Here is a 19,770-nt window from a genome sequence, read left to right as displayed (position 1 = left end):
TCAGGGGCGGGGGCCTGCGCGGCCCCCGCCCGGAGCGGGAAGCAAGGAGGTTAGCGCATGACTAGAAGGTGTGGTCTTCCGGCCCTTGCACTCGTCGCCGCGATGCTCGTCGTCACGAGCACGGCCTGGGCCGGCGACGGCAAGGCCGGGAGCACCTATCTCGACGTGTTCGGGATCGGTGTGGGCGCTGGCCCCAGCGCCCTGGGCGCCCACACGGGCGTTCCGGGGGACCTCTGGAGTCTGACCTACAACCCTGCCGGTCTGGCCGGGATCCCGCGCGTCAAGCTCGGAGTGAGCCAGATCGAGTGGTTCGAGGACACCGCGTTCAGCTACCTGGGCGTAGGTCTTCCCCGGGGTCAGGGCGGGCTCGCCCTGGGAGTGGCCTACTTCGACCTCGGCTCGATCGAAGTGCTGGACGATCAGGGGACGAACCTGAACGAGCTGGCCGAAGCCTACAACTTCGGGTTCATCGGCGGCTACGGCTTCAGGGTGCCCAACATGTGCAACCTGTCCGCCGGCGTGTCGGGTCACGTCATCCAGGCGAACTTCGACAGCGAGAGCTCGACGGCCCTCGGTGTCAACATGGGCCTTCTCTACGCGCTCATGGACGGCCAGGTGCACCTCGGCGCGGCCGTGCGGAACCTCGGGACGCGGTTCAAGTTCGTGCACGACGAGGACGATCAGACCGTGACCTACGCGGGAGGCGTCTCGTACGCCACGGCCAAGGGCCAGCTCCCGAACGTGGACGTCCTCGTTGCCGCGGACGTGCTCATGCCGAGGAACCAGGACGCGCAGATGGGCTTCGGCGGCGAGGTGTGGGTGTACGACATGCTGGCGCTCCGGGCCGGCTACAAGACGGGTCCCGACTCCGGGAACCTGGGCTACGGCGCCGGCTTCAGGTACAGCGACTTCCAGCTCGACTACGCCTACGCGGACTACGAGGCCCTCGGCGGGACACACAGGATCTCCCTGACGATGTCCTTCGGGGACTAGCCGCCTCGGGACGGCCTGCGATGGGATTCCGGGACGAGGGGGTGGGGTCGCGCGCGCGGCCGCCGCTCCCTCGTCTTCTTGTCTCGCCCGCAGCGCGCCCGACCGCCCGTCGGGGCGCTGTCGGGCCGGACCGGGGAGCTTGAACGCCACGGGCGCGCTGTGGTAGGATGCTCGGCGTCAGAGCCCACCAGGGCGCGTGTGGGGGGAATCCGACCGTGACGGATGGCGAACTCGTTGGCATCGCAGCGGAGGTCCGGAAGAAGGCCTACGCGCCGTACTCCGGGTTCGCCGTCGGGGCGGCGCTCCTCGCTCGCGACGGTCGCGTCTTCACGGGGGTGAACGTGGAGAACGCGTCAATCGGGCTCTCCGTGTGCGCCGAGCGGAACGCCATCGCGAAAGCCCTCTCCGAGGGGGCGCGCGACTTCGATGCCCTTGCCATCTCCACGGGCGCCGACGAGCCCACCATGCCGTGCGGCGTCTGCCGCCAGGTCATGTGGGAGTTCTCCCGCGATCTCAGGGTCATCGTCCAGTCGGCCTCCGGGGCGCGTGTGACCACGACCATCGCTGAGCTCTTTCCGAGACCGTTCACCTCGTACCTGCCGGAGCGTTCCTGAGGAGGGCATCCTGACGGTGGAGCGCGAGCGGATCGAGGAGATCGCGCGGCAGGTCGTCGCGGAGGCGGAAGCGGCGGCGCGTCCGGCCGAGCAGGGGGCCGCGCCGGCGGCGGGTCGAGCATCCACGGTCGGGATCGCGTCGGACCACGGCGGCTTCGCGCTCAAGGAGGTTCTCAGGAGGTACCTCACGGAGGAGCTGGGAGTCTCCGTGCGGGACTTCGGCCCCGAGACCGACGCGCCGTGCGACTACCCGGACTTCGCGGCGAAGGTGGCCCGGGCCGTCGCGAGCGGGGAGTGCGATCGCGGGATCGTCGTCGACGGCGCCGGGATCGGCTCCGCCATGGCGGCCAACAAGATCGCCGGCGTCCGGGCCGCCTGCTGCCACGACGTCGCGACCGCCATCAACAGCAGGTCCCACAACGGTGCCAACGTCCTCACCCTGGGCTCCGGCGTCGTCGGCCGGGGCCTCGCCCGCCAGATGGTGCGCGTGTGGCTCGCCACGGCCTTCGAGGGCGGGCGGCACGAGCGGCGCGTCGCCAAGGTCATGGAGCTTGAGCGGGAATGGAACGCGAAGAGCTGATCCGGCGCGTGACCGAGGAGGTGATCCGGCGCCTCGCCGGGGGAGCTCCCCCCGCGCCCGCCGGAACGCAGCCGCCGGCGGCCTCCGAGGGGCCCGCGGCGGCCGCCTGTTCGCCGTGCGTGGCGTGCGGCCTGTGCGTCGATCGCCGGCCCGGGGCAGTGGCCTCGATCATCGCCTCGGGCGCCTCCCGCGTGAGCGCGGCGTCGGGCGTTGCGGACTTCCGTCGCGACCTGGGGAGTCTGGCCTCCGTCATCGACCACACGCTCCTCAAGCCCGCGGCCACGCGGGCCGAGGTCGAGGAGCTGTGCGCGGAGGCGGCGCGCTACGGCTTCGCGTCGGTGTGCGTCAACCCGTGCCACGTCCCGCTCTGCGCGGAGCTCCTGCGGCCAACCAACGTGAAGGTCTGCACCGTCGTGGGGTTCCCGCTGGGCGCGAACAAGCCTGAGGTCAAGGCCTTCGAGGCGGAGCGGGCCATCGCCGACGGCGCGCACGAGCTGGACATGGTCGCGAACATCGGCGCCATCAAGGCCGGAGACCACGAGCTGGTCGAGCGCGACATCCGCGGTGTGGTGCGGGCCTGCGGTGCGAGGGTGGTGCTCAAGGTCATCATCGAGGCGGCGCTCCTCACGGACGAGGAGAAGGTGGCCGCCTGCAACATCGCGAAGAAGGCGGGGGCCGACTTCGTGAAGACGTCGACCGGGTTCGCGCCGGGCGGGGCGACGGCGCACGACGTGCGGCTGATGCGGGCCGCGGTCGGACGCGAGATGGGCGTCAAGGCGGCGGGCGGGATCAGGGACCTGGACACGGCGCGGGAGATGGTGGAGGCCGGCGCGAGCAGGATCGGAGCGAGCGCGAGCGTCAAGATCGTGGGCGGGTAGCCGGACGCGCCTGCCGCGTCGTCCGAGTGGAGCCGGCGGCGACGCCGGTTCGCGCGTTCAGGGGGCCGGGCATGACGGCGTACGAGGTCATCCGAAGGAAGCGCAACGGCGGCGAGCTGGACGACGCCGACATCCGGTGGCTCGTCCGGAGCTTCCTGGCCGGCGAGATCGCCGACTACCAGATGGCCGCGTTCCTCATGGCGGTGTACTTCGTCGGCATGACGGAGCGGGAGACCGAGAGCCTGACGCGCGCCATGCTGGAGTCGGGGGAGACGCTTGATCTCGCCGCCATCCCCGGGCCGAAGATCGACAAGCACTCGACGGGAGGCGTCGGGGACAAGCTCTCCCTCGTCGTTGCGCCCGTGGCCGCGTGCCTCGGCGTGCGCGTCCCCATGGTGTCGGGCCGCGCGCTCGGGCACACGGGCGGCACGCTGGACAAGCTCGAGTCGATCCCGGGCCTCCGGACCGACCTCGCGCCTGAGGCGATGCTGCGGGTCGTAGGCGACGTCGGGATGTCCGTCGTGGGCCAGTCGCCGCGGATGGCCCCCGCCGACTTGCGCATGTACGCGCTGCGCGATGTCACGGCGACCGTCGAGTGCGTTCCCCTGATCGTCGCCAGCATTCTCTCGAAGAAGCTGGCGGCCGGGCTCGACGGTCTCGTGCTGGACGTGAAGGTGGGGCGCGGCGCGTTCATGGGCGACCTGGAGCGGGCACGCGGCCTTGCGGGCGCGCTGTGCTCGACGGCAGGGAGGCTGGGGCTCCGTGCGGTCGCGGTCCTCACGGACATGGAGAGCCCGCTGGGGCTGGCCGTGGGCAACTCCCTCGAGGTCGAGGAAGCCGTTCTGGTGCTCCGCGGCGGGGGGCCTGCGGACGTGCGCGAGACGAGCCTCGAGCTCGCCGCGCGGATGGCCCTGCTGGGCGGGCGCGCGCGCGACCTGGGTGAGGCGCGCGCGCTCGCGAAGGACGCCCTGGAGAGCGGCCGCGCGTTCGAGGTCTTCCTGAGGTTCGTCGAGGCCCAGGGTGGCGACGTCCGCTTCGTGGACGGGCGCGAGCGGCTCCGCCGCGCGCCGCTGGTCAGGGCGGTGCCGAGCGCGGCAGGCGGCGTGGTGCGCGCCATCGACGCTCTCGAGGTCGGGCTTGCGTGCGTGAAGCTCGGGGCGGGCCGGCGGTCGGTCGGTGAGGCGGTCGACCACGCCGTCGGCGTCGTGATCGCCGCTCCCGTAGGCGCGGGTGTGAGCGTGGGGGACCCTCTGGCATTCGTTCATGCCGACGGCGAGGCGGCGGCGGCAGCAGCCGAAGAGAGGGTTCGGGCGGCCTTCAGGCTGGCATCCGAACGCCAGCCCGAGCGGCGCACCCGTGTGCTCGAGGTCATTCCTCAGGACCTGCGGTAGCCGGTGGGGACGGTCAGATCTCAGCGCAGCCCGCCGCGGTCGTGCGCAGGGCACATCTCGGTCGGTTCCGTGCCCGCGACGAACACCTCGTCCAGCGTTTCCCCGCAGTCGGGGGTCGCCAGCGCTCCGGTCTCGGCGCAGATCCGTCGGACCACGACGCCGCTCGGGCGTCGGAACGGCTCGTGCGGAAGCCCGGCGTGCGCCGCCTTCATGAACTCCGTCCAGATGGGGAGGGCCGCCACGGCGCCGGTCATGCTCCTGCCGAGCGAGCGCCTGTCGTCGTACCCCACCCAGACGCCGCACACGACCCTGGGGGTGTAGCCCACGAACCACGCGTCCGTGCAGTCGTTGGTGGTCCCGGTCTTCCCGGCCGCGGGGTGATCGAAGCCCCACGCTCTGGCAGCCCAGCCTGTGCCGTTCACCATCACGCTCTCGAGCATGCTCGTCACGACGTAGGCGGTCTCCGGGGAGAGGGCCTCACGGCTCCGGCTCTCGTGTCTCTCCAGTATCCGGCCGTTCTGATCCTCGATCCTCTCGATCGCGTACGGCGACATCCTGATGCCGTGGTTGTCGAGTGTGGCGTACGCCTCGACCATGTCGATCACCTTGACCTCACTGCTTCCGAGGGCGATCGAGTACACGGGCTTGATCGGCGTCGATATGCCCATCTGCCTGGCGCACTGGACAACTGCCTGGGGCCCCAGGTCCATGCAGAGCCTCACGGTCGGCAGGTTGATCGAGTGCTTGAGCGCGTACCGGAGCGTGACCTCACCTCGGAATCCGGGTTCGTAGTTCTCGGGGATCCAGTCCGTCGGCTCCTCGACCACGCCGTCCCGCGTCCTGACAAGGCGAGGGGCTCCTGCTCCCGGAACGATGACGGGCGCGTCGAGGATCCTGTCCGCAGGCGTGTACCCACCGTCGATCGCCGCCGTGTAGACGAACGGCTTGAATCCCGAGCCTGGCTGCCGCGGCGCCTGGGTCGCCCGGTTGAACTCGCTGTCCCTGAAGTCCCGCCCGCCGACCATGGCGATGATGCCGCCCGAGGCGGCGTCGACGGCGAGGAGGGCTCCCTGCACATACGGTGTGAACTCGCTGCCTCCGGCCTGGGCGGTCGCGTCTCCGCGCCTGATCCTGTACCCCGCCTCGCGCTCCAGCCTCGCCAGACGGTTCTCGAGCGCTCTCTCAGCCGCCGCCTGAAGGTCGAGGTCCAGGGTCGTGTAGATCCGCAGGCCGCCGGCGTAGAGCGCGTCCGGTCCGTAGCGACCGACGAGCTCTCTGCGTATGTGCTCAACGAAGTACGCGCCGAGCCCGGCGCCGTCGCTCCGCGGCAGGATGTGGAGGGCGGCCGTGTCGGCGCGCGCCGCTTCCTCGCGCGTGATCGTCCCCTGGCCGGCCATCAGCGATAGGACGAGCCGCCGACGCGCCAGGGCGCGGTTCGGGTGCTGCCGCGGCGAGTAGCCGCTCGGGTTCTTCGGCAGACCCGCGAGCAGCGCGCACTCGGCAAGATCGAGCTCCGACACGTGCTTGCCGAAGAACTGCCAGGACGCCGCCTGCACTCCGTAGGCGCCGTGTCCGAAGTAGATCTGGTTGAGGTACAGCTCGAGGATCCTGTCCTTCGAGTACGTCTGCTCGATCCGGAGGGCGAGCAGCGCCTCGCGCAGCTTCCGCGTCAGGCTGATCTCCGGGGTCAGGAAGAGGCTCCTCGCCAGCTGCTGCGTGATCGTGCTGGCCCCCTCGACCACCCGGCCCGCCCGGACGTTCCGCATGGCTGCGCGCATGATCGCGCTGGCGTCGACGCCCCAGTGGCTTCGGAAGTCCTTGTCCTCCGTCGCCACGACGGCGTCCACGAGGGCAGCGGGAACATCGTCGAGCGCTACGATGACCCGGTTCTCCCGGGCGAACGCGTGGAGGATCCTGCCGTCCCTCGCGTAGACCGTGGCTCCGACGAGGGGCTGCACCGACTCGAGGAGAGACGGCGAGGGCAGACCGCGCTGTAGCCACAGCACGGCGCCCACCGCGCCGGCTACGAGCGCGGCGAGGACGATCACGAAGAGCCTGATCCAGGATCTGAGCACCAGCCCTCCCGCAGACGGCGGCCATCCGCTGGCCCGGGGCCGCCGCACGCCGCTACGCTATCCGACAGGCGCTGTGGAGTCAAGCCGCGGCCGTCCCGCCTGTTTGCCCTTGCGCCGGCGGGTGCCGGGTTGGTATGTACTATGCAGCCGTTCGCTGACTCGCCCGGCCCCGCGCGGGAGAAGGCGGGGGGGCAGGCCACCTGATGGGCGGACGAACCGGAGGTCTCCGACGTGCTTGACCCGAGGGAGCAGCTGGAGCGACTTCGCGAAGGGGTCGTGGAGATCATCAAGGAGGACGAGCTCCTAGGGAAGCTCGAACGCTCCCTGCGCGACGGGAAGCCGCTCAGGGTCAAGCAGGGGTTCGACCCCAGCGCGCCCGACTTGCACCTGGGTCACGCGGTCGGCCTTCGCAAGCTGCGCCAGTTCCAGGACCTCGGCCACACGGCGGTGGTCATCATCGGCGACTACACGGGCATGGTGGGCGATCCCAGCGAGCGAGCCGAGACGCGCCCCAGGCTGACGTACGAGGAGGTTCTCAGGAACGCGCAGACCTACCAGGCGCAGCTCCACAAGATCGTCGACCCGGCGCGGACCGAGGTCGTCATGAACGGTGACTGGTTCCGGACCATGAGCTTCGCCGACGTCATGGACCTTGCCGGGAAGTACACCGTCGCGAGGATCCTCGAGCGCGACGACTTCACGCAGCGCTTCGGCGCGCAGCAGCCCATCAGCATCCACGAGCTCTTCTACCCGCTCATGCAGGGATATGACTCGGTGGCCATCAGGGCCGACGTGGAGCTCGGCGCCACGGAGCAGAAGTTCAACTGCCTGGTTGCTCGGGAGATCCAGAAGGCGTACGGGGTCGAGCCCGAGGTCGTGATGCTCATGCCGGTCCTGGAGGGCACGGACGGCGTGCGGCGGATGAGCAAGAGCACCGGCAACTACATCGGGCTCTCGGAGTCCCCGCGCGAGATGTACGGAAAGACGATGTCGATTCCCGACGCTGTGATCGGGCGGTACTACGAGCTCGCGGCTGTTCTCTCCCCTGAGACGCTCGCGGGCGTGAAGGAGAGCCTGCAGGATCCCGATGTGAACCCGCGCGATCTCAAGAGACAGCTCGCGAGGCGCCTCGTCACGCTGTACCACGGCGTGGCGGCGGCGGACAGCGCCGAGGCGGAGTTCGACAGGGTCTTCGCGAAGGGCGGGCTGCCCGACGAGGTCCCCGAGCCGGTCGTGGTCCTCAAGGGGCAGTCGGACCTTTCTCGCGCGTGGATCGTGGCGGTCGTGGTAGGAGCGGGGCTTGCCGGGTCGGGTGGAGAAGCCAGACGCCTGATCGCCCAGGGGGGGATCAGAGTGGACGGCGAGGCGGTGAGGGATCCGGATGCGGTGGTGGACCTGAGTGCACCGCGCCTCCTGCAGGCCGGGAAGAGGAGGTTCGTCAGGCTCGTGCCGGGGAGGGTCCTTCCTGGGGAGTAGATCGGCGCGGCGCGGGGGATCGGAAAAAAAGTCGCCGCCGTGTAGAAAATCGCTTGACAGGAATCGCCCCGGAGCCTATACTCCCAAGGCTGCCGAAAGACAGCCGGGGCTCCCTGCGGGAGCGGGGACTCCGAAGCTCTTTGAAACCTGAATAGCGTGCTAGCCAAGTACCCTGAACGGGTTCTCTCGTGACGGGCGCGCGCGAGCGCGGCCGGCGCGGGGAACACATGCACACGCGTAAGACGCTGTCCCTCACGGTGTGGGGGGCAGTCGAGGATTAGACTACAACGGAGAGTTTGATCCTGGCTCAGAATGAACGCTGGCGGCGTGGATTAGGCATGCAAGTCGAACGCGAAAGGGTCCCTTCGGGGACCTGAGTAGAGTGGCGAACTGGTGAGTAACGCTTGGGGAACCTGCCCTTGAGTGGGGAACACGTCCGAAAGACGTAAATTCCGCATGACGTCTCCTGCCCGCATGAGTGGGAGACCAAAGGTGCCCTCTGACACAAGGTGCCGCTTAAGGATGGCCCCGAGTCCTATTAGCTAGTTGGTAGGGTAACGGCCTACCAAGGCTATGATGGGTAGCTGGCCTGAGAGGGTGGTCAGCCACACTGGGACTGAGATACGGCCCAGACTCCTAAGGGAGGCAGCAGTCGAGAGGCTTCGGCAATGGGCGCAAGCCCGACCGAGCGACGCCGCGTGGGCGATGAAGGCCTTCGGGTCGTAAAGCCCTGTCACAGGGGGGAGAACCGCACCCAGCTGAATAGGCTGGGTGCCTGACGTTGCCCCTGGAGAAAGACCCGGCTAACTCCGTGCCAGCAGCCGCGGTAATACGGAGGGGTCAAGCGTTATTCGGATTTACTGGGCGTAAAGGGCGCGTAGGCGGGATCGCGGGTCGGCCGTGAAATCCACCGGCTCAACCGGTGAACTGCGGTCGAAACTGCGATTCTTGAGCTTGGTAGAGGAAGGCGGAATTCCTGGTGTAGCGGTGGAATGCGTAGATATCAGGAAGAACACCGGTAGCGAAGGCGGCCTTCTGGGCCATGGCTGACGCTGAGGCGCGAAAGCTGGGGGAGCAAACAGGCTTAGATACCCTGGTAGTCCCAGCCTTAAACGATGGGCACTAGGTGTAGGAGGTACTGACCCCTCCTGTGCCGCAGCAAACGCATTAAGTGCCCCGCCTGGGGAGTACGGTCGCAAGGCTGAAACTCAAAGGAATTGACGGGACCCCGCACAAGCGGTGGAGCATGTGGTTCAATTCGACGCAACGCGAAGAACCTTACCGGGGCTTGACATGTACCGGACAGGCATGGAAACATGCCCTCCCTTCGGGGTCGGTACACAGGTGCTGCATGGCTGTCGTCAGCTCGTGTCGTGAGATGTTGGGTTAAGTCCCGCAACGAGCGCAACCCTCGTCGCCTGTTGCCATCGGGTTATGCCGGGCACTCTGGCGAGACTGCCGGCGATATGCCGGAGGAAGGCGGGGATGACGTCAAGTCCTCATGGTCCTTACGTCCCGGGCTACACACGTGCTACAATGGCCGGTACAAAGGGTTGCAATGCCGCGAGGCGGAGCCAATCCCAAAAAGCCGGTCTCAGTTCGGATTGGAGTCTGCAACTCGACTCCATGAAGCCGGAATCGCTAGTAATCGCGGATCAGCACGCCGCGGTGAATACGTTCCCGGGGTTTGTACACACCGCCCGTCAAGCCACGAAAGCTGGGAGTGCCCTAAGTCGCTGAGCCAACCCGCAAGGGGGGCAGGCGCCCAAGGTAAGACCAGCGATTGGGGCTAAGTCGTAACAAGGTAGCCGTACCGGAAGGTGTGGCTGGATCACCTCCTTTCTAAGGAGACATCTCGACCGGCGCCACGCGCGGCGGATCGAGAAGGTCAGACGGTCAGAGGAACGGCTGGCACGCTATTCATCGTGATTCGGCCTTCCCGCAGTCGGGGAGCCTCTCGGGCCTATAGCTCAGCCGTGGTTAGAGCGCACGCCTGATAAGCGTGAGGTCAGAGGTTCAACTCCTCTTAGGCCCACCAATCCCATCGAGGCTCGTGCCGGGGATATAGCTCAGCTGGGAGAGCGCCTGCTTTGCAAGCAGGAGGTCACCGGTTCGATCCCGGTTATCTCCACCAGTTCGACCTCAGCGAGGTTGGTAGGCTTACGAGGGGTTCGGGCAGTAGCCGACGGCGGGCACGGGTCTTTGACAACTCAAGAGATTGGACGGGCAAAGCATCTTTGCCGTGATCAAGATGGCCAAGTTACTAAGGGCACATGGTGGATGCCTTGGCGCCAGCAAGCGATGAAGGACGTGGTAAGCTGCGATAAGCCCCGGTGAGGAGCAAACATCCTTTGACCCGGGGATTTCCGAATGGGGCAACCCCACGCGGGTCATGCCGCGTGATCGCCGGCTGAATCAGATAGGCCGGACGAGGCGAACGGGGGGAACTGAAACATCTCAGTACCCCCAGGAGAAGAAAGCAACAGCGACTTCCCTAGTAGTGGCGAGCGAACGGGAACAAGCCTAAACCGATCTGCATGTTCAAGCCCGCGCGCGTTGTGCAGACGGTGTCGTGGGGCCCGATTGGACCGGTGTGCGGACCGGTCGGGGAGTGAGCAACCCGAGCTTCAGTCGAACGGCATGGGAAGGCCGACCATAGAGGGTGATAGTCCCTTAGACGAAGGAGCGGAGGCTCCCTGGGTTGGGTACCCAAGTACTGCGGGGCACGTGAAACCCCGTGGGAATCCGGGAGGACCACCTCCTAAGGCTAAGTATTCGCTGGCGACCGATAGCGAACCAGTACCGTGAGGGAAAGGTGAAAAGAACTCCTGGCGGAGAGTGAAATAGAACCTGAAACCGTGTGCCTACAAGCTGTGGGAGGGTCTGCGCGGGCTTCGGCCCACGCAGATCTGACCGCGTGCCTTTTGCATAATGATCCGGCGACTTGTTAGAGCGTGGCGAGGTTAAGCGTCTGTGACGCGGAGCCGGAGCGAAAGCGAGTCCGAAATGGGCGACAATGAGTCGCGCTCTACAGACCCGAAGCCAGGTGATCTACGCATGGCCAGGGCGAAGCGCGTGTAGCAATGCGTGGAGGCCCGAACTAGTGGTCGTTGAAAAGACTTTGGATGAGCTGTGCGTAGGGGTGAAAGGCTAATCAAACCTGGAGATAGCTGGCTCTCCCCGAAATAGGTTTTGGCCTAGCCTCGGTTCATAGAGTGGCGGAGGTAGAGCACTGATTGGGTTAGGGGGTTCACCGACCTGCCGACCCCATTCAAACTCCGAATGCCGTCATCTCGTTTACCGGGAGTCAGCCTGCGGGTGATAAGATCCGCGGACGAGAGGGGAAGAACCCAGACCAGCAGCTAAGGTCCCCAAGTACTGGCTAAGTGAAGTAAGGATGTGGGATTGCTCAGACAGCTGGGATGTTGGCTTAGAAGCAGCCACCATTTAAAGAGTGCGTAACTGCTCACCAGTCAAGCGGCCCCGCGCCGAAAATTCACGGGACTCAAGCCAGCCACCGAAGCTCTGGATGCGCCCGCAAGGGCGTCTGGTAGGGGAGCGTTCCGTTGTAGGGTGAAGCTCGATCGTGAGATCGGGTCGACGAAACGGAAGTGATTATGCCGGAACGAGTAGCGATAATGCAGGCGAGAAACCTGCACACCGAAAGCCCAAGGGTTCCTGAGGAAGGTTAATCCGCTCAGGGTTAGTCGGGACCTAAGCCGAGGCCGACAGGCGTAGGCGATGGAGAACGGGCTAATATTCCCGTACCACTGACGAGACGACAAAGACGCTAAGGGGTGACGCAGGAGTGAAAGGTCAGCCGGGTGTTGGATGTCCCGGTCTAAGCGAGTAGGGGGGCTGCGTGTAAATGCGCGCGGCCACTACCCCGAGACGTGATGGGGAGTCCCTTTGGGACACAAACTGACCCTAATCAAGCTGCCGAGAAAAGCCTCTATGCGAGTCTCGTCGGTGCCCGTACCGGAAACCGACACAGGTGGGCGAGGAGAGTATCCAAAGGTGCTCGGGAGAACGGCGGTTAAGGAACTCGGCAATCTGACCCCGTAACTTCGGGATAAGGGGTGCCCTTTGCGGTGATCCTCCTTGCGAGGGGAGCTGTGAGGGGCCGCAGAGAATCGGCCTGGGCGACTGTTTACTAAAAACACAGGTCTCTGCCAAGCCGCAAGGCAACGTATAGGGACTGACACCTGCCCGGTGCTGGAAGGTTAAGGGAAGACGTTAGCCCCCTTCGGGGGGCGAAGCGTTGAACCGAAGCCCCAGTAAACGGCGGCCGTAACTATAACGGTCCTAAGGTAGCGAAATTCCTTGTCGGGTAAGTTCCGACCTGCACGAATGGTGACACGACTTGGGCGCTGTCTCAACCGCCGACCCGGCGAAACTGTAGCAGCGGTGAAGATGCCGCTTACCCGCAACTGGACAGAAAGACCCCGTGGACCTTTACTGCACCCTGATATTGGTCTTCGGCCAGGTTCGTGTAGGATAGGTGGGAGGCTATGAAGCGGGGGCGCTAGCCTTCGTGGAGCCAACCTTGAAATACCACCCTTGCCTTGTTGGAGACCTAACCCGGCGCCGTTACCCGGTGCGGGGACAGTGTCAGGCGGGTAGTTTGACTGGGGCGGTCGCCTCCTAAAACGTAACGGAGGCGCCCAAAGGTTCCCTCAGCGCGGACGGCAACCGCGTGTCGAGTGTAAGGGCAGAAGGGAGCTTGACTGCGAGGCAAACAAGCCGAGCAGATGCGAAAGCAGGGCCTAGTGATCTGCCGGTGCTGCGTGGAAAGGCCGGCACTTAACGGATAAAAGGTACCCCGGGGATAACAGGCTTATCTCCCCCGAGAGTCCACATCGACGGGGAGGTTTGGCACCTCGATGTCGGCTCAACACATCCTGGGGCTGGACAAGGTCCCAAGGGTTTGGCTGTTCGCCAATTAAAGTCGTTACGTGAGCTGGGTTTAGAACGACGTGAGTCAGTTCGGTCCTTATCCGTTGCGGGCGTAGGATGCTTGAGGAGAGCTGCCCTTAGTACGAGAGGACCAGGGTGGACGAACCTCTAGTGTACCAGTTGTCACGCCAGTGGCATCGCTGGGTAGCTATGTTCGGAAAGGATAAACGCTGAAAGCATCTAAGCGTGAAGCCTCCTCCAAGAATAGGCATCCCGTGGGGCAACCCACCTAAAGGCTCGTTGGAGATGACGACGTTGATAGGCCGGAGGTGTAAGGGGAGCAATCCTCTCAGCCGACCGGTACTAATCGGCCGTGCGACTTGGCCGTCATGAGATCTACAGCAATGGTGCTGCTGCTCGTCCAATACTCTGAGTTGTCGCCGATCTGTGCACCTGGCGACGCAGTCGACGATCTAGATCGCTTGCGACTGATTTGGGGCTGGACCTCGTCCTGACCCCAGGCCGGGTGCCTCAGTGAAGCCGGCGCGCGCCGGCCGGGAGCGTTGTTTCGGTGGCTATGGCGGAGGGGTCACACCTGTACCCATTTCGAACACAGTAGTTAAGCCCTCCAGCGCCGATGGTACTGCTTGGGAGACCTTGCGGGAGAGTAGGACGCTGCCGGAACATGCGGACCCCCTTCGCCGAGAGGTGAAGGGGGTCCTTCTTCTTCCTGGCCGTATGCGCGCCGCCTTGACGCTTCGCACATCCGCTTGCTAGCCTCGCCGCCTGAGCTCTGCCATCAACGGAGGATGCCATGGAGAGGCGTAGATCGGTCTTACCCGGGGGCGCGGCGTGGATGCTCCTCGCGCTTGCAGCGGGATGCTCTTCGACGGCTTCGGTTGACGGTGAGCGTCCCGCGTCGCAGGAGCTCCCCAACTGGGTTCTCGTTGTGCCCGTGACAGACTCCGTGCGCGCGTACTACGTGGGGGGGTGCTCGGCAGCCCCGGACGCCGCCGCAGGCGTGGCGGAGGCCGAGGCCGACGCGAGGTCCCAGGCGGAGCGCGCCGTCCGCGAGCATATGCTCGGCCTCGTCGATCGCGCGTTCCGACACGCCGGCGTCGAGTTGACGAGCACAGATCGTGGGGTCTTCCGGACCCGCCTGGTCGAGCCCGTCGTCGAACGGCTGGCCGCCGAGCTGAGGCGCGAGGACGCATTCCACAGGGAGTGCCCGGCTTCGTCGGCACGGGACGGCACCCGCGGAGTGTGCGACGTGTTCGTTCTCATGAGCGCCGACGTTCCTGCTTGGGATCGGCTTCAGGCCGAGGTGCTGGCGGGCATGCGGAAGAGGCAGCAGGCGGAGGGCGGTGCCTCGGCGGCCGTCGAACTCCTCGATTGGATGCTGAGGCATGCCAACGAGGACGATCCGGGAGCGATCCGGGGCGAGCGCGGAGAGCCATGATCCGTTCGGACTTCGTCCACCTCCACAACCACTCCGAGTACAGCCTTCTGGACGGAGCGTCGCGCATCGACCGCATGGTCGAGCGTGCGCTCGAGCTCAGGATGCCCGCCCTCGCGCTGACCGACCACGGCAACATGTTCGGTGTGATCGAGTTCTACGCGGCCGCCATGGAGAAGGGCCTCAAGCCGATCATCGGGCTTGAGGCGTACGTCGACCCGCGATCGCACACGGAACGGCCGCAGGGGAGGGCGTGGGACCTCAACCACCTCCTGCTGCTCGCGAGGAACGAGCAAGGCTACCGCAACCTGATGCGGCTGTCCACGATCTCCTTTCTCGAAGGCCTCTACTACCGCCCGCGGATCGACAGGGAGCTTCTGCGCCGGCACCACGAGGGTATCATCGCGACGACGGCATGCCTGCGGGGGGCGCCGGCCCAGCGCATCCTCGCGGGGGATCTCGCGGGCGCGCGCGAAGCGGCCATCGAGCTCGCCGAGATCTTCGGCGACGGCAACTTCTACCTCGAGATACAGAACCACGGCCTTCCCGAGGAGGCGGCCGTCCGGGCTGGCTATGCGCAGCTCTCCCGCGAGCTCGGCATCCCCCTCGTCGCCGCGAACGACTGCCACTACCTTGCGCGCGAGGCGGCCCCGGCGCACGACGTTCTCCTGTGCATCCAGACCTCAAAGGAGATCGACGACCCGGACCGCATGCGAATGCCGAACGACGAGTTCTACCTCAAGTCCCCGAACGAGATGCGCGCCGTGATGGCCGAGTTCCCCGATGCCTACGAGAACACGGTGGCCATCGCCGAGCGGTGCAACCTGTCGCTCGAGTTCGGGCGCGTGCACATGCCGCGGTTCCCCCTGCCGCAGGGCTACGCGGACGCCGCGGAGTACCTGGCCGCGCTCGCCCGCGAGGGCATCGAGCGGCGGTGCGGCTCCACCGTTCCTCCCGAGGTCACGGATCGGATGGAACGGGAGCTCGCGCTCATCAAGGACATGGGCTTCTCGGGGTACTTCCTGATCGTCCAGGACTTCATCGAGGAGGCCAAACGACGCGGCATTCCCGTGGGGCCGGGGCGCGGGTCGGCAGCCGCCAGCATCGTGAGCTACGCCCTCGGCATCACCGAGCTGGATCCCCTGCGGTTCGGCCTGGTCTTCGAGCGCTTTCTGAACCCGGCGCGGAAGGCGATGCCGGACTTCGACATCGACTTCTGCTACGAACGCCGCAATGAGATCATCGACTACGTCACGCAGAAGTACGGCCGCGAGTCGGTCGCTCAGGTGATCACGTTCGGCACGATGCAGGCGCGGGCCGTCGTGCGCGACGTCGGGCGGGTGCTCAAGCTGCCGTACGCCGAGGTCGACCGGATCGCGAAGATGATCCCCCGCGAGCTCAGCATCACGCTGGACGACGCGCTCGCCCGCGTTCCCGAGCTCAGGGAGCTCCGGGACTCCGACGAGAAGTACGCCAAGCTCATCGAGTACGCCAGGATGCTCGAGGGGCTCGTGCGCCACGCGTCGGTCCACGCGGCCGGGGTCATCATCGCCCCGGGACGCATCGACGCCTGGGCGCCTCTCTACAAGTCGGCCGGCGACGAGATCACGACCCAGTACCACATGAAGTCGCTGGCGAAGATCGGCCTCCTCAAGTTCGACTTCCTCGGCCTGAGGACGCTGACGGTCATCCGGGACACCCTTGCGATGATTGAGGAGAACCACGGCGTCCAGAGGACGCCGGAGAGCATCCCGCTGGACGACCCCGCGACGTACGAACTGCTGAGCAGCGGAAACACGGTCGGCGTGTTCCAGCTGGAGTCGTCCGGCATGCGCGACCTTCTGCGGAAGATGAAGCCGGAGAGGATCGAGGACATCATCGCCGTCAACGCGCTCTTCCGCCCCGGTCCGCTGGGCTCGGGGATGGTGGAGGACTACGTCAAGCGGAAGCACGGCCGGCAGAAGGTCGCGTACCTCCACCCGAAGCTCGCGTCGGTGCTGAGCGAGACCTACGGCGTCATCGCGTACCAGGAGCAGGTGATGAAGGTGGCGAGCGAGCTCGCCGGCTTCACGATGAGTCAGGCCGACATCCTGCTGAACGCGATGCGGAAGAAGGTCCCGGAGCAGATGGCGCTTCAGCGCGAGGACTTCGTCCGGGGGGCCGTCGGCGCGGGCATCCCGAAGAGCACGGCGGGGGCCGTGTTCGATCAGATGGCGCACTTCGCGGGATACGGCTTCAACAAGGCGCACAGCGCCTCCTACGCGATCCTCGCGGTGAGGACGGCCTACCTCAAGGCGCACCACGCGGCGGAGTTCATGGCGGCCACGCTCACGAGCGAGATGGACGACTCCGATCGTGTCGTCGCGCTCATCAACGAGTGCCGGCGGATGGGGATCCGGGTGCTTCCCCCCAACGTCAACGAGGGACAGGCCGAGTTCAGGGCGACGCCCCGGGGCGACATCCAGTTCGGCCTCGCCGCGATCAAGAACGTCGGCCGTGCGGCCGTCCACTCGATCGTCGACGCGAGACGGCAGCGCGGGTCCTTCGGCGACATCTTCGACCTCACGAGCCGCGTGGACCTGCGGATCGTGAACCGTCGCGTCCTCGAGAGTCTTGTCGCCGCCGGCGCCCTGGATGCGCTTCACGGTCACCGGGCCGGCCAGATGGCGGCCGTCCCGGCGGCGCTCGAGCTCGGCCAGCGCGCACAGCGTGAGCACGAGTCCGGACAGACGTCGCTCCTGACCGTCCTCGATGGGGCCGCAGGCGCGCCAGCAAGGCCGAGGAAGCTGCCCGATGCGGAGCCCTGGAGCGACAGCGAGATGCTCAACCGGGAGAAGGAGGTGCTCGGGTTCTACATGACCGGGCACCCGCTCGCGCGCTACGAGCGCGAGCTTCGCGAGTTCGCGACGATCTCCGTGGGCGAGCTGCAGGAGGCCGAGGACGGCGAGGCCGTGCGGATCGGCGGCATCGTCACGAACGCCAAGCAGATGACGGACAGGAAGGGCGAGCGGATGGCCTTCGTGACCCTCGAGGACTTCACGGGGCGCGTCGAGCTCGTCGTGTTCTCGAAGTGCTTCGCCAGGAGACACGAGTCCGTCCAGAAGGACGCGGCGCTGCTCGTCGAGGGGAAGGTCTCCACGCGCGAGGAGGAGGTTCCGAAGATCGTCGTGAGCGACATCGTGCCCCTCGCCATGGCCCATCAGCGGTTCGTCGAGAGGCTCGTCATCACGCTCACGTCCGACGTGCTCGTCGAGACGCTGCTCGAGGAGATCAAGGGGGCTCTCGGCGCCCACTCCGGGCGCTGTCCGGTCGACCTCGTCCTGCGCACCGGAGGCCGGCTCGTGACCGTCAGCGCCGGGGCGGTTCGCGTGGATCCGTCGCGTGAGCTTGTGAGTCGTCTTGAGGCGATGGTCGGAGAGGGGAACGTGAGGCTTGTCGGAGCCGCGGCGGCCGCGCCGCCCCCGCCGGGTTTCTAATTGACAGCGCCATAAGGGGTTGCTATATTTCGCCACGCGGCCTGGAAGGGGTCCACGAGGCTCGGGGAGTGACGCATATGCTCAGAAGAGCGGCACTTGCGGTCCTCGCGCTCCTCTCGCTGGTCGCGGTGGCGCCGGCCGTCGAGCTCGACGGCCGGTTTCCCGAGCTCGCAGATCTTCCGACGGCCCACACCGTTCCCAGAGCCACGTACTCGATCGGAGCGCGCCTCGCGCCCGGCGGGACGCTCGTGGGGGGCATCCGAGTGGGCGTGACGGACTACCTCTACCTTGGGGTGTCCTACGGGGCCCGGAACGTCGTGGGGCTGGGCCGACCGGACTGGGAGAGCCGCGTCGAGTTCGACGCGAAGGTCCGGATCGCGAGGCAGGGGAACGCGCCGGTCGGGCTGGCGCTCGGGTTCGACTCGCGCGGCTACGGCCGGCAGTTCGACAGCGGCGCGTTCGAGAAGGCCTCGCCGGGCCTGTTCCTCGTCGCCTCCCGGGAGTTCCCGTTCTCCGAGCACTGGGAGTGGAGCGCGGGCATCACGAGGACGATGGAGGAGCGGAGGGCAAGACCGGGCTTCTTCGGCGGCGTGTCGGCTCGGTTCTCGCAGGAATTCTCGGTCATCACCGAGCTCCAGGCGAACGCGAGGACGATGACCGAGGAGGGCGAGTCGACGACCGCCTACCTGAACGCGGGACTGCGCTGGTTCTTCGCCAAGAAGGTCCAGCTCGATTTCCTGCTCAGGAATCTCACGGGCTCGAGGAACTCGCCCGAGCCGTCGAGCAGGTCGATCGCGTTCATCTTCCACGACAGCTTCTGAGCTGACGGCCCTGGGGTGCCCGGCGGCGCCCGAGGAGGCTCGAGCATGGTGGGATGGCTGGAGTTCGAGAAGCCGCTCCTCGAGCTGGAACAGAGGATCGACGAGCTCCGGAGCTTCGCCGACAGCCAGAGCATCGACGTCGCTCGGGAGCTTGCGCGCCTCGAGGCGAAGGCCGGCGAGCTCCGCAAGCAGATCTACGGCAGGCTCAGCCGCTGGCAGATCACGCAGATCGCCCGACATCCGAAGCGACCCTACACGCTCGACTACATCAGAATGCTCGGCGTGGAGTTTCTGGAGCTCCACGGAGACCGGCGGTTCGGCGACGACGAGGCCATCGTGGGCGGTCTCGGGTTCTTCGGCGGTCGGAGGGTCGTCATCATAGGGCAGCAGAAGGGACGGGACACGAAGGAGAACATCCGGCGGAACTTCGGCATGGCGCATCCCGAGGGATACCGAAAGGCGCTCCGGCTCATGCACCTGGCGGGGAAGTTCGGTCGACCGATCGTGTCGTTCGTCGACACACCGGGGGCGTACCCGGGCATCGGCGCCGAGGAGCGCGGCCAGGCGGAGGCCATCGCGCTGAACCTGCGAGAGATGGCGCGCCTGCCCGTTCCGATCGTCGTCGTGGTCATCGGCGAGGGGGGGAGCGGCGGCGCCCTGGGGATCGGGGTCGGCGACAGGGTCCTTATGCTCGAGTACTCCGTCTACTCCGTGATCTCGCCGGAGGGGTGCGCTTCGATCCTGTACCGTGACGCCGCGAAGGCGCCCCAGGCGGCCGAAGCGATGAAGATCACGGCGAAGGACCTCCTCGGCTTCAAGGTCGTCGACGAGGTCGTCCCCGAGCCGAGCGGCGGGGCCCACCGCGATCCGGCGGCCGCGGCGCGGAGCGTCGGAGCGGCCATCGACCGTCATCTGACCGAGCTCGAGGGGCTCGGTCCGGCGGAGCTCGTCAGGCAGAGGCTGGCGAAGTACATGGCGATGGGCGAGTTCACGGAGACCTAGAGCCTCTGCGACCCGCGCCGGGCTTCTCCCTTGAACAAGCTCCCGCGCAAGGCGTCTCGATACCCGTCGCGGGTGCCGCGGGCAGTGGCGGCGTCCCGCGAGTCTTTCACGC

At 66.6% G+C, this 19,770-nt stretch carries 11 protein-coding genes, 2 tRNA genes and 3 rRNA genes; 15 read left to right on the top strand and 1 reads right to left on the bottom strand.

All coding sequences use genetic code 11. The features are described from left to right. Positions 1-57 precede the first annotated feature (57 nt). The 5 genes from FJY74_00165 to FJY74_00145 all read left to right on the top strand — a co-directional run bounded on the left by FJY74_00165 (position 58) and on the right by FJY74_00145 (position 4,456). Positions 58-993, top strand: coding sequence for a PorV/PorQ family protein (locus FJY74_00165; protein ID MBM3306735.1), 936 nt, complete (start codon positions 58-60; stop codon positions 991-993). 167 nt (positions 994-1,160) lie between these two features. Continuing rightward, a complete protein-coding gene (cdd, locus tag FJY74_00160) occupies positions 1,161-1,607 on the top strand; it encodes a cytidine deaminase (protein ID MBM3306734.1) in 447 nt (148 codons plus the stop codon). 40 nt (positions 1,608-1,647) lie between these two features. Continuing rightward, the gene (gene rpiB, locus FJY74_00155) at positions 1,648-2,187 is read left to right on the top strand and encodes a ribose 5-phosphate isomerase B (GenBank protein ID MBM3306733.1); all 540 of its coding nucleotides are present in this window, start codon (positions 1,648-1,650) and stop codon (positions 2,185-2,187) included. Then, positions 2,169-3,065: a deoxyribose-phosphate aldolase gene (gene deoC / locus FJY74_00150; protein MBM3306732.1), complete on the top strand. Its 897-nt coding sequence runs from the start codon at positions 2,169-2,171 to the stop codon at positions 3,063-3,065. The genes rpiB and deoC overlap by 19 nt, the downstream gene beginning before the upstream one ends. 71 nt (positions 3,066-3,136) lie before the next feature. Beyond that, positions 3,137-4,456, top strand: coding sequence for a thymidine phosphorylase (locus FJY74_00145; protein MBM3306731.1), 1,320 nt, complete (start codon positions 3,137-3,139; stop codon positions 4,454-4,456). A gap of 20 nt (positions 4,457-4,476) precedes the next feature. On the opposite strand, the gene FJY74_00140 is transcribed toward FJY74_00145, so the two are convergent. Then, positions 4,477-6,531, bottom strand: a complete 2,055-nt coding sequence (locus FJY74_00140) for a PBP1A family penicillin-binding protein (protein ID MBM3306730.1) — start codon at positions 6,529-6,531, stop codon at positions 4,477-4,479. Positions 6,532-6,762: 231 nt separating this feature from the next. On the opposite strand from FJY74_00140, the gene FJY74_00135 reads away from it, so the two are divergent. The 10 genes from FJY74_00135 to FJY74_00090 all read left to right on the top strand — a co-directional run bounded on the left by FJY74_00135 (position 6,763) and on the right by FJY74_00090 (position 19,658). After that, the gene (locus FJY74_00135) at positions 6,763-8,007 is read left to right on the top strand and encodes a tyrosine--tRNA ligase (protein MBM3306729.1); all 1,245 of its coding nucleotides are present in this window, start codon (positions 6,763-6,765) and stop codon (positions 8,005-8,007) included. A gap of 284 nt (positions 8,008-8,291) precedes the next feature. Next, positions 8,292-9,849 (top strand): 16S ribosomal RNA (locus FJY74_00130). A 117-nt stretch (positions 9,850-9,966) separates the two neighbouring features. Then, a tRNA-Ile gene (locus tag FJY74_00125) sits at positions 9,967-10,045 on the top strand. Between the two features lie 20 nt (positions 10,046-10,065). Further along, positions 10,066-10,141, top strand: a tRNA-Ala gene (locus tag FJY74_00120). Between the two features lie 119 nt (positions 10,142-10,260). Beyond that, positions 10,261-13,291 (top strand): 23S ribosomal RNA (locus FJY74_00115). Between the two features lie 179 nt (positions 13,292-13,470). Further along, positions 13,471-13,587 (top strand): 5S ribosomal RNA (gene rrf, locus FJY74_00110). Together the 16S, 23S and 5S rRNA genes with 2 tRNA genes alongside form the textbook arrangement of a ribosomal RNA operon. Positions 13,588-13,717: 130 nt before the next feature. After that, complete coding sequence (locus FJY74_00105; GenBank protein ID MBM3306728.1) at positions 13,718-14,362, top strand: hypothetical protein; 645 nt, start codon at positions 13,718-13,720, stop codon at positions 14,360-14,362. Next, complete coding sequence (locus FJY74_00100) at positions 14,359-17,835, top strand: DNA polymerase III subunit alpha (protein ID MBM3306727.1); 3,477 nt, start codon at positions 14,359-14,361, stop codon at positions 17,833-17,835. Before FJY74_00105 ends, FJY74_00100 begins: the two co-directional genes overlap by 4 nt. 77 nt (positions 17,836-17,912) lie before the next feature. Continuing rightward, the gene (locus FJY74_00095; GenBank protein MBM3306726.1) at positions 17,913-18,656 is read left to right on the top strand and encodes a hypothetical protein; all 744 of its coding nucleotides are present in this window, start codon (positions 17,913-17,915) and stop codon (positions 18,654-18,656) included. 45 nt (positions 18,657-18,701) lie between these two features. Next, a complete protein-coding gene (locus FJY74_00090) occupies positions 18,702-19,658 on the top strand; it encodes an acetyl-CoA carboxylase carboxyltransferase subunit alpha (GenBank protein ID MBM3306725.1) in 957 nt (318 codons plus the stop codon). Positions 19,659-19,770 lie beyond the last annotated feature (112 nt).

Source organism: Candidatus Effluviviaceae Genus I sp. (assembly GCA_016867725.1).
Taxonomy (GTDB): Bacteria; Joyebacterota; Joyebacteria; order Joyebacterales; family Joyebacteraceae; genus VGIX01.
Note: the sequence above shows the minus strand (reverse complement) of the source record. Positions and strands in the feature narration are given on the sequence as shown.

What these genes read in the sequence shown, in the direction of transcription:
- FJY74_00145 (MBM3306731.1), top strand. Translation starts at nt 3,137, where the DNA reads ATGACGGCGTACGAGGTCATCCGAAGGAAGCGCAACGGCGGCGAGCTG.
- cdd (MBM3306734.1), top strand. Translation starts at nt 1,161, where the DNA reads ATGCTCGGCGTCAGAGCCCACCAGGGCGCGTGTGGGGGGAATCCGACC.
- FJY74_00090 (MBM3306725.1), top strand. Translation starts at nt 18,702, where the DNA reads ATGGTGGGATGGCTGGAGTTCGAGAAGCCGCTCCTCGAGCTGGAACAG.
- FJY74_00095 (MBM3306726.1), top strand. Translation starts at nt 17,913, where the DNA reads ATGCTCAGAAGAGCGGCACTTGCGGTCCTCGCGCTCCTCTCGCTGGTC.
- FJY74_00105 (MBM3306728.1), top strand. Translation starts at nt 13,718, where the DNA reads ATGGAGAGGCGTAGATCGGTCTTACCCGGGGGCGCGGCGTGGATGCTC.
- FJY74_00165 (MBM3306735.1), top strand. Translation starts at nt 58, where the DNA reads ATGACTAGAAGGTGTGGTCTTCCGGCCCTTGCACTCGTCGCCGCGATG.
- FJY74_00100 (MBM3306727.1), top strand. Translation starts at nt 14,359, where the DNA reads ATGATCCGTTCGGACTTCGTCCACCTCCACAACCACTCCGAGTACAGC.
- deoC (MBM3306732.1), top strand. Translation starts at nt 2,169, where the DNA reads ATGGAACGCGAAGAGCTGATCCGGCGCGTGACCGAGGAGGTGATCCGG.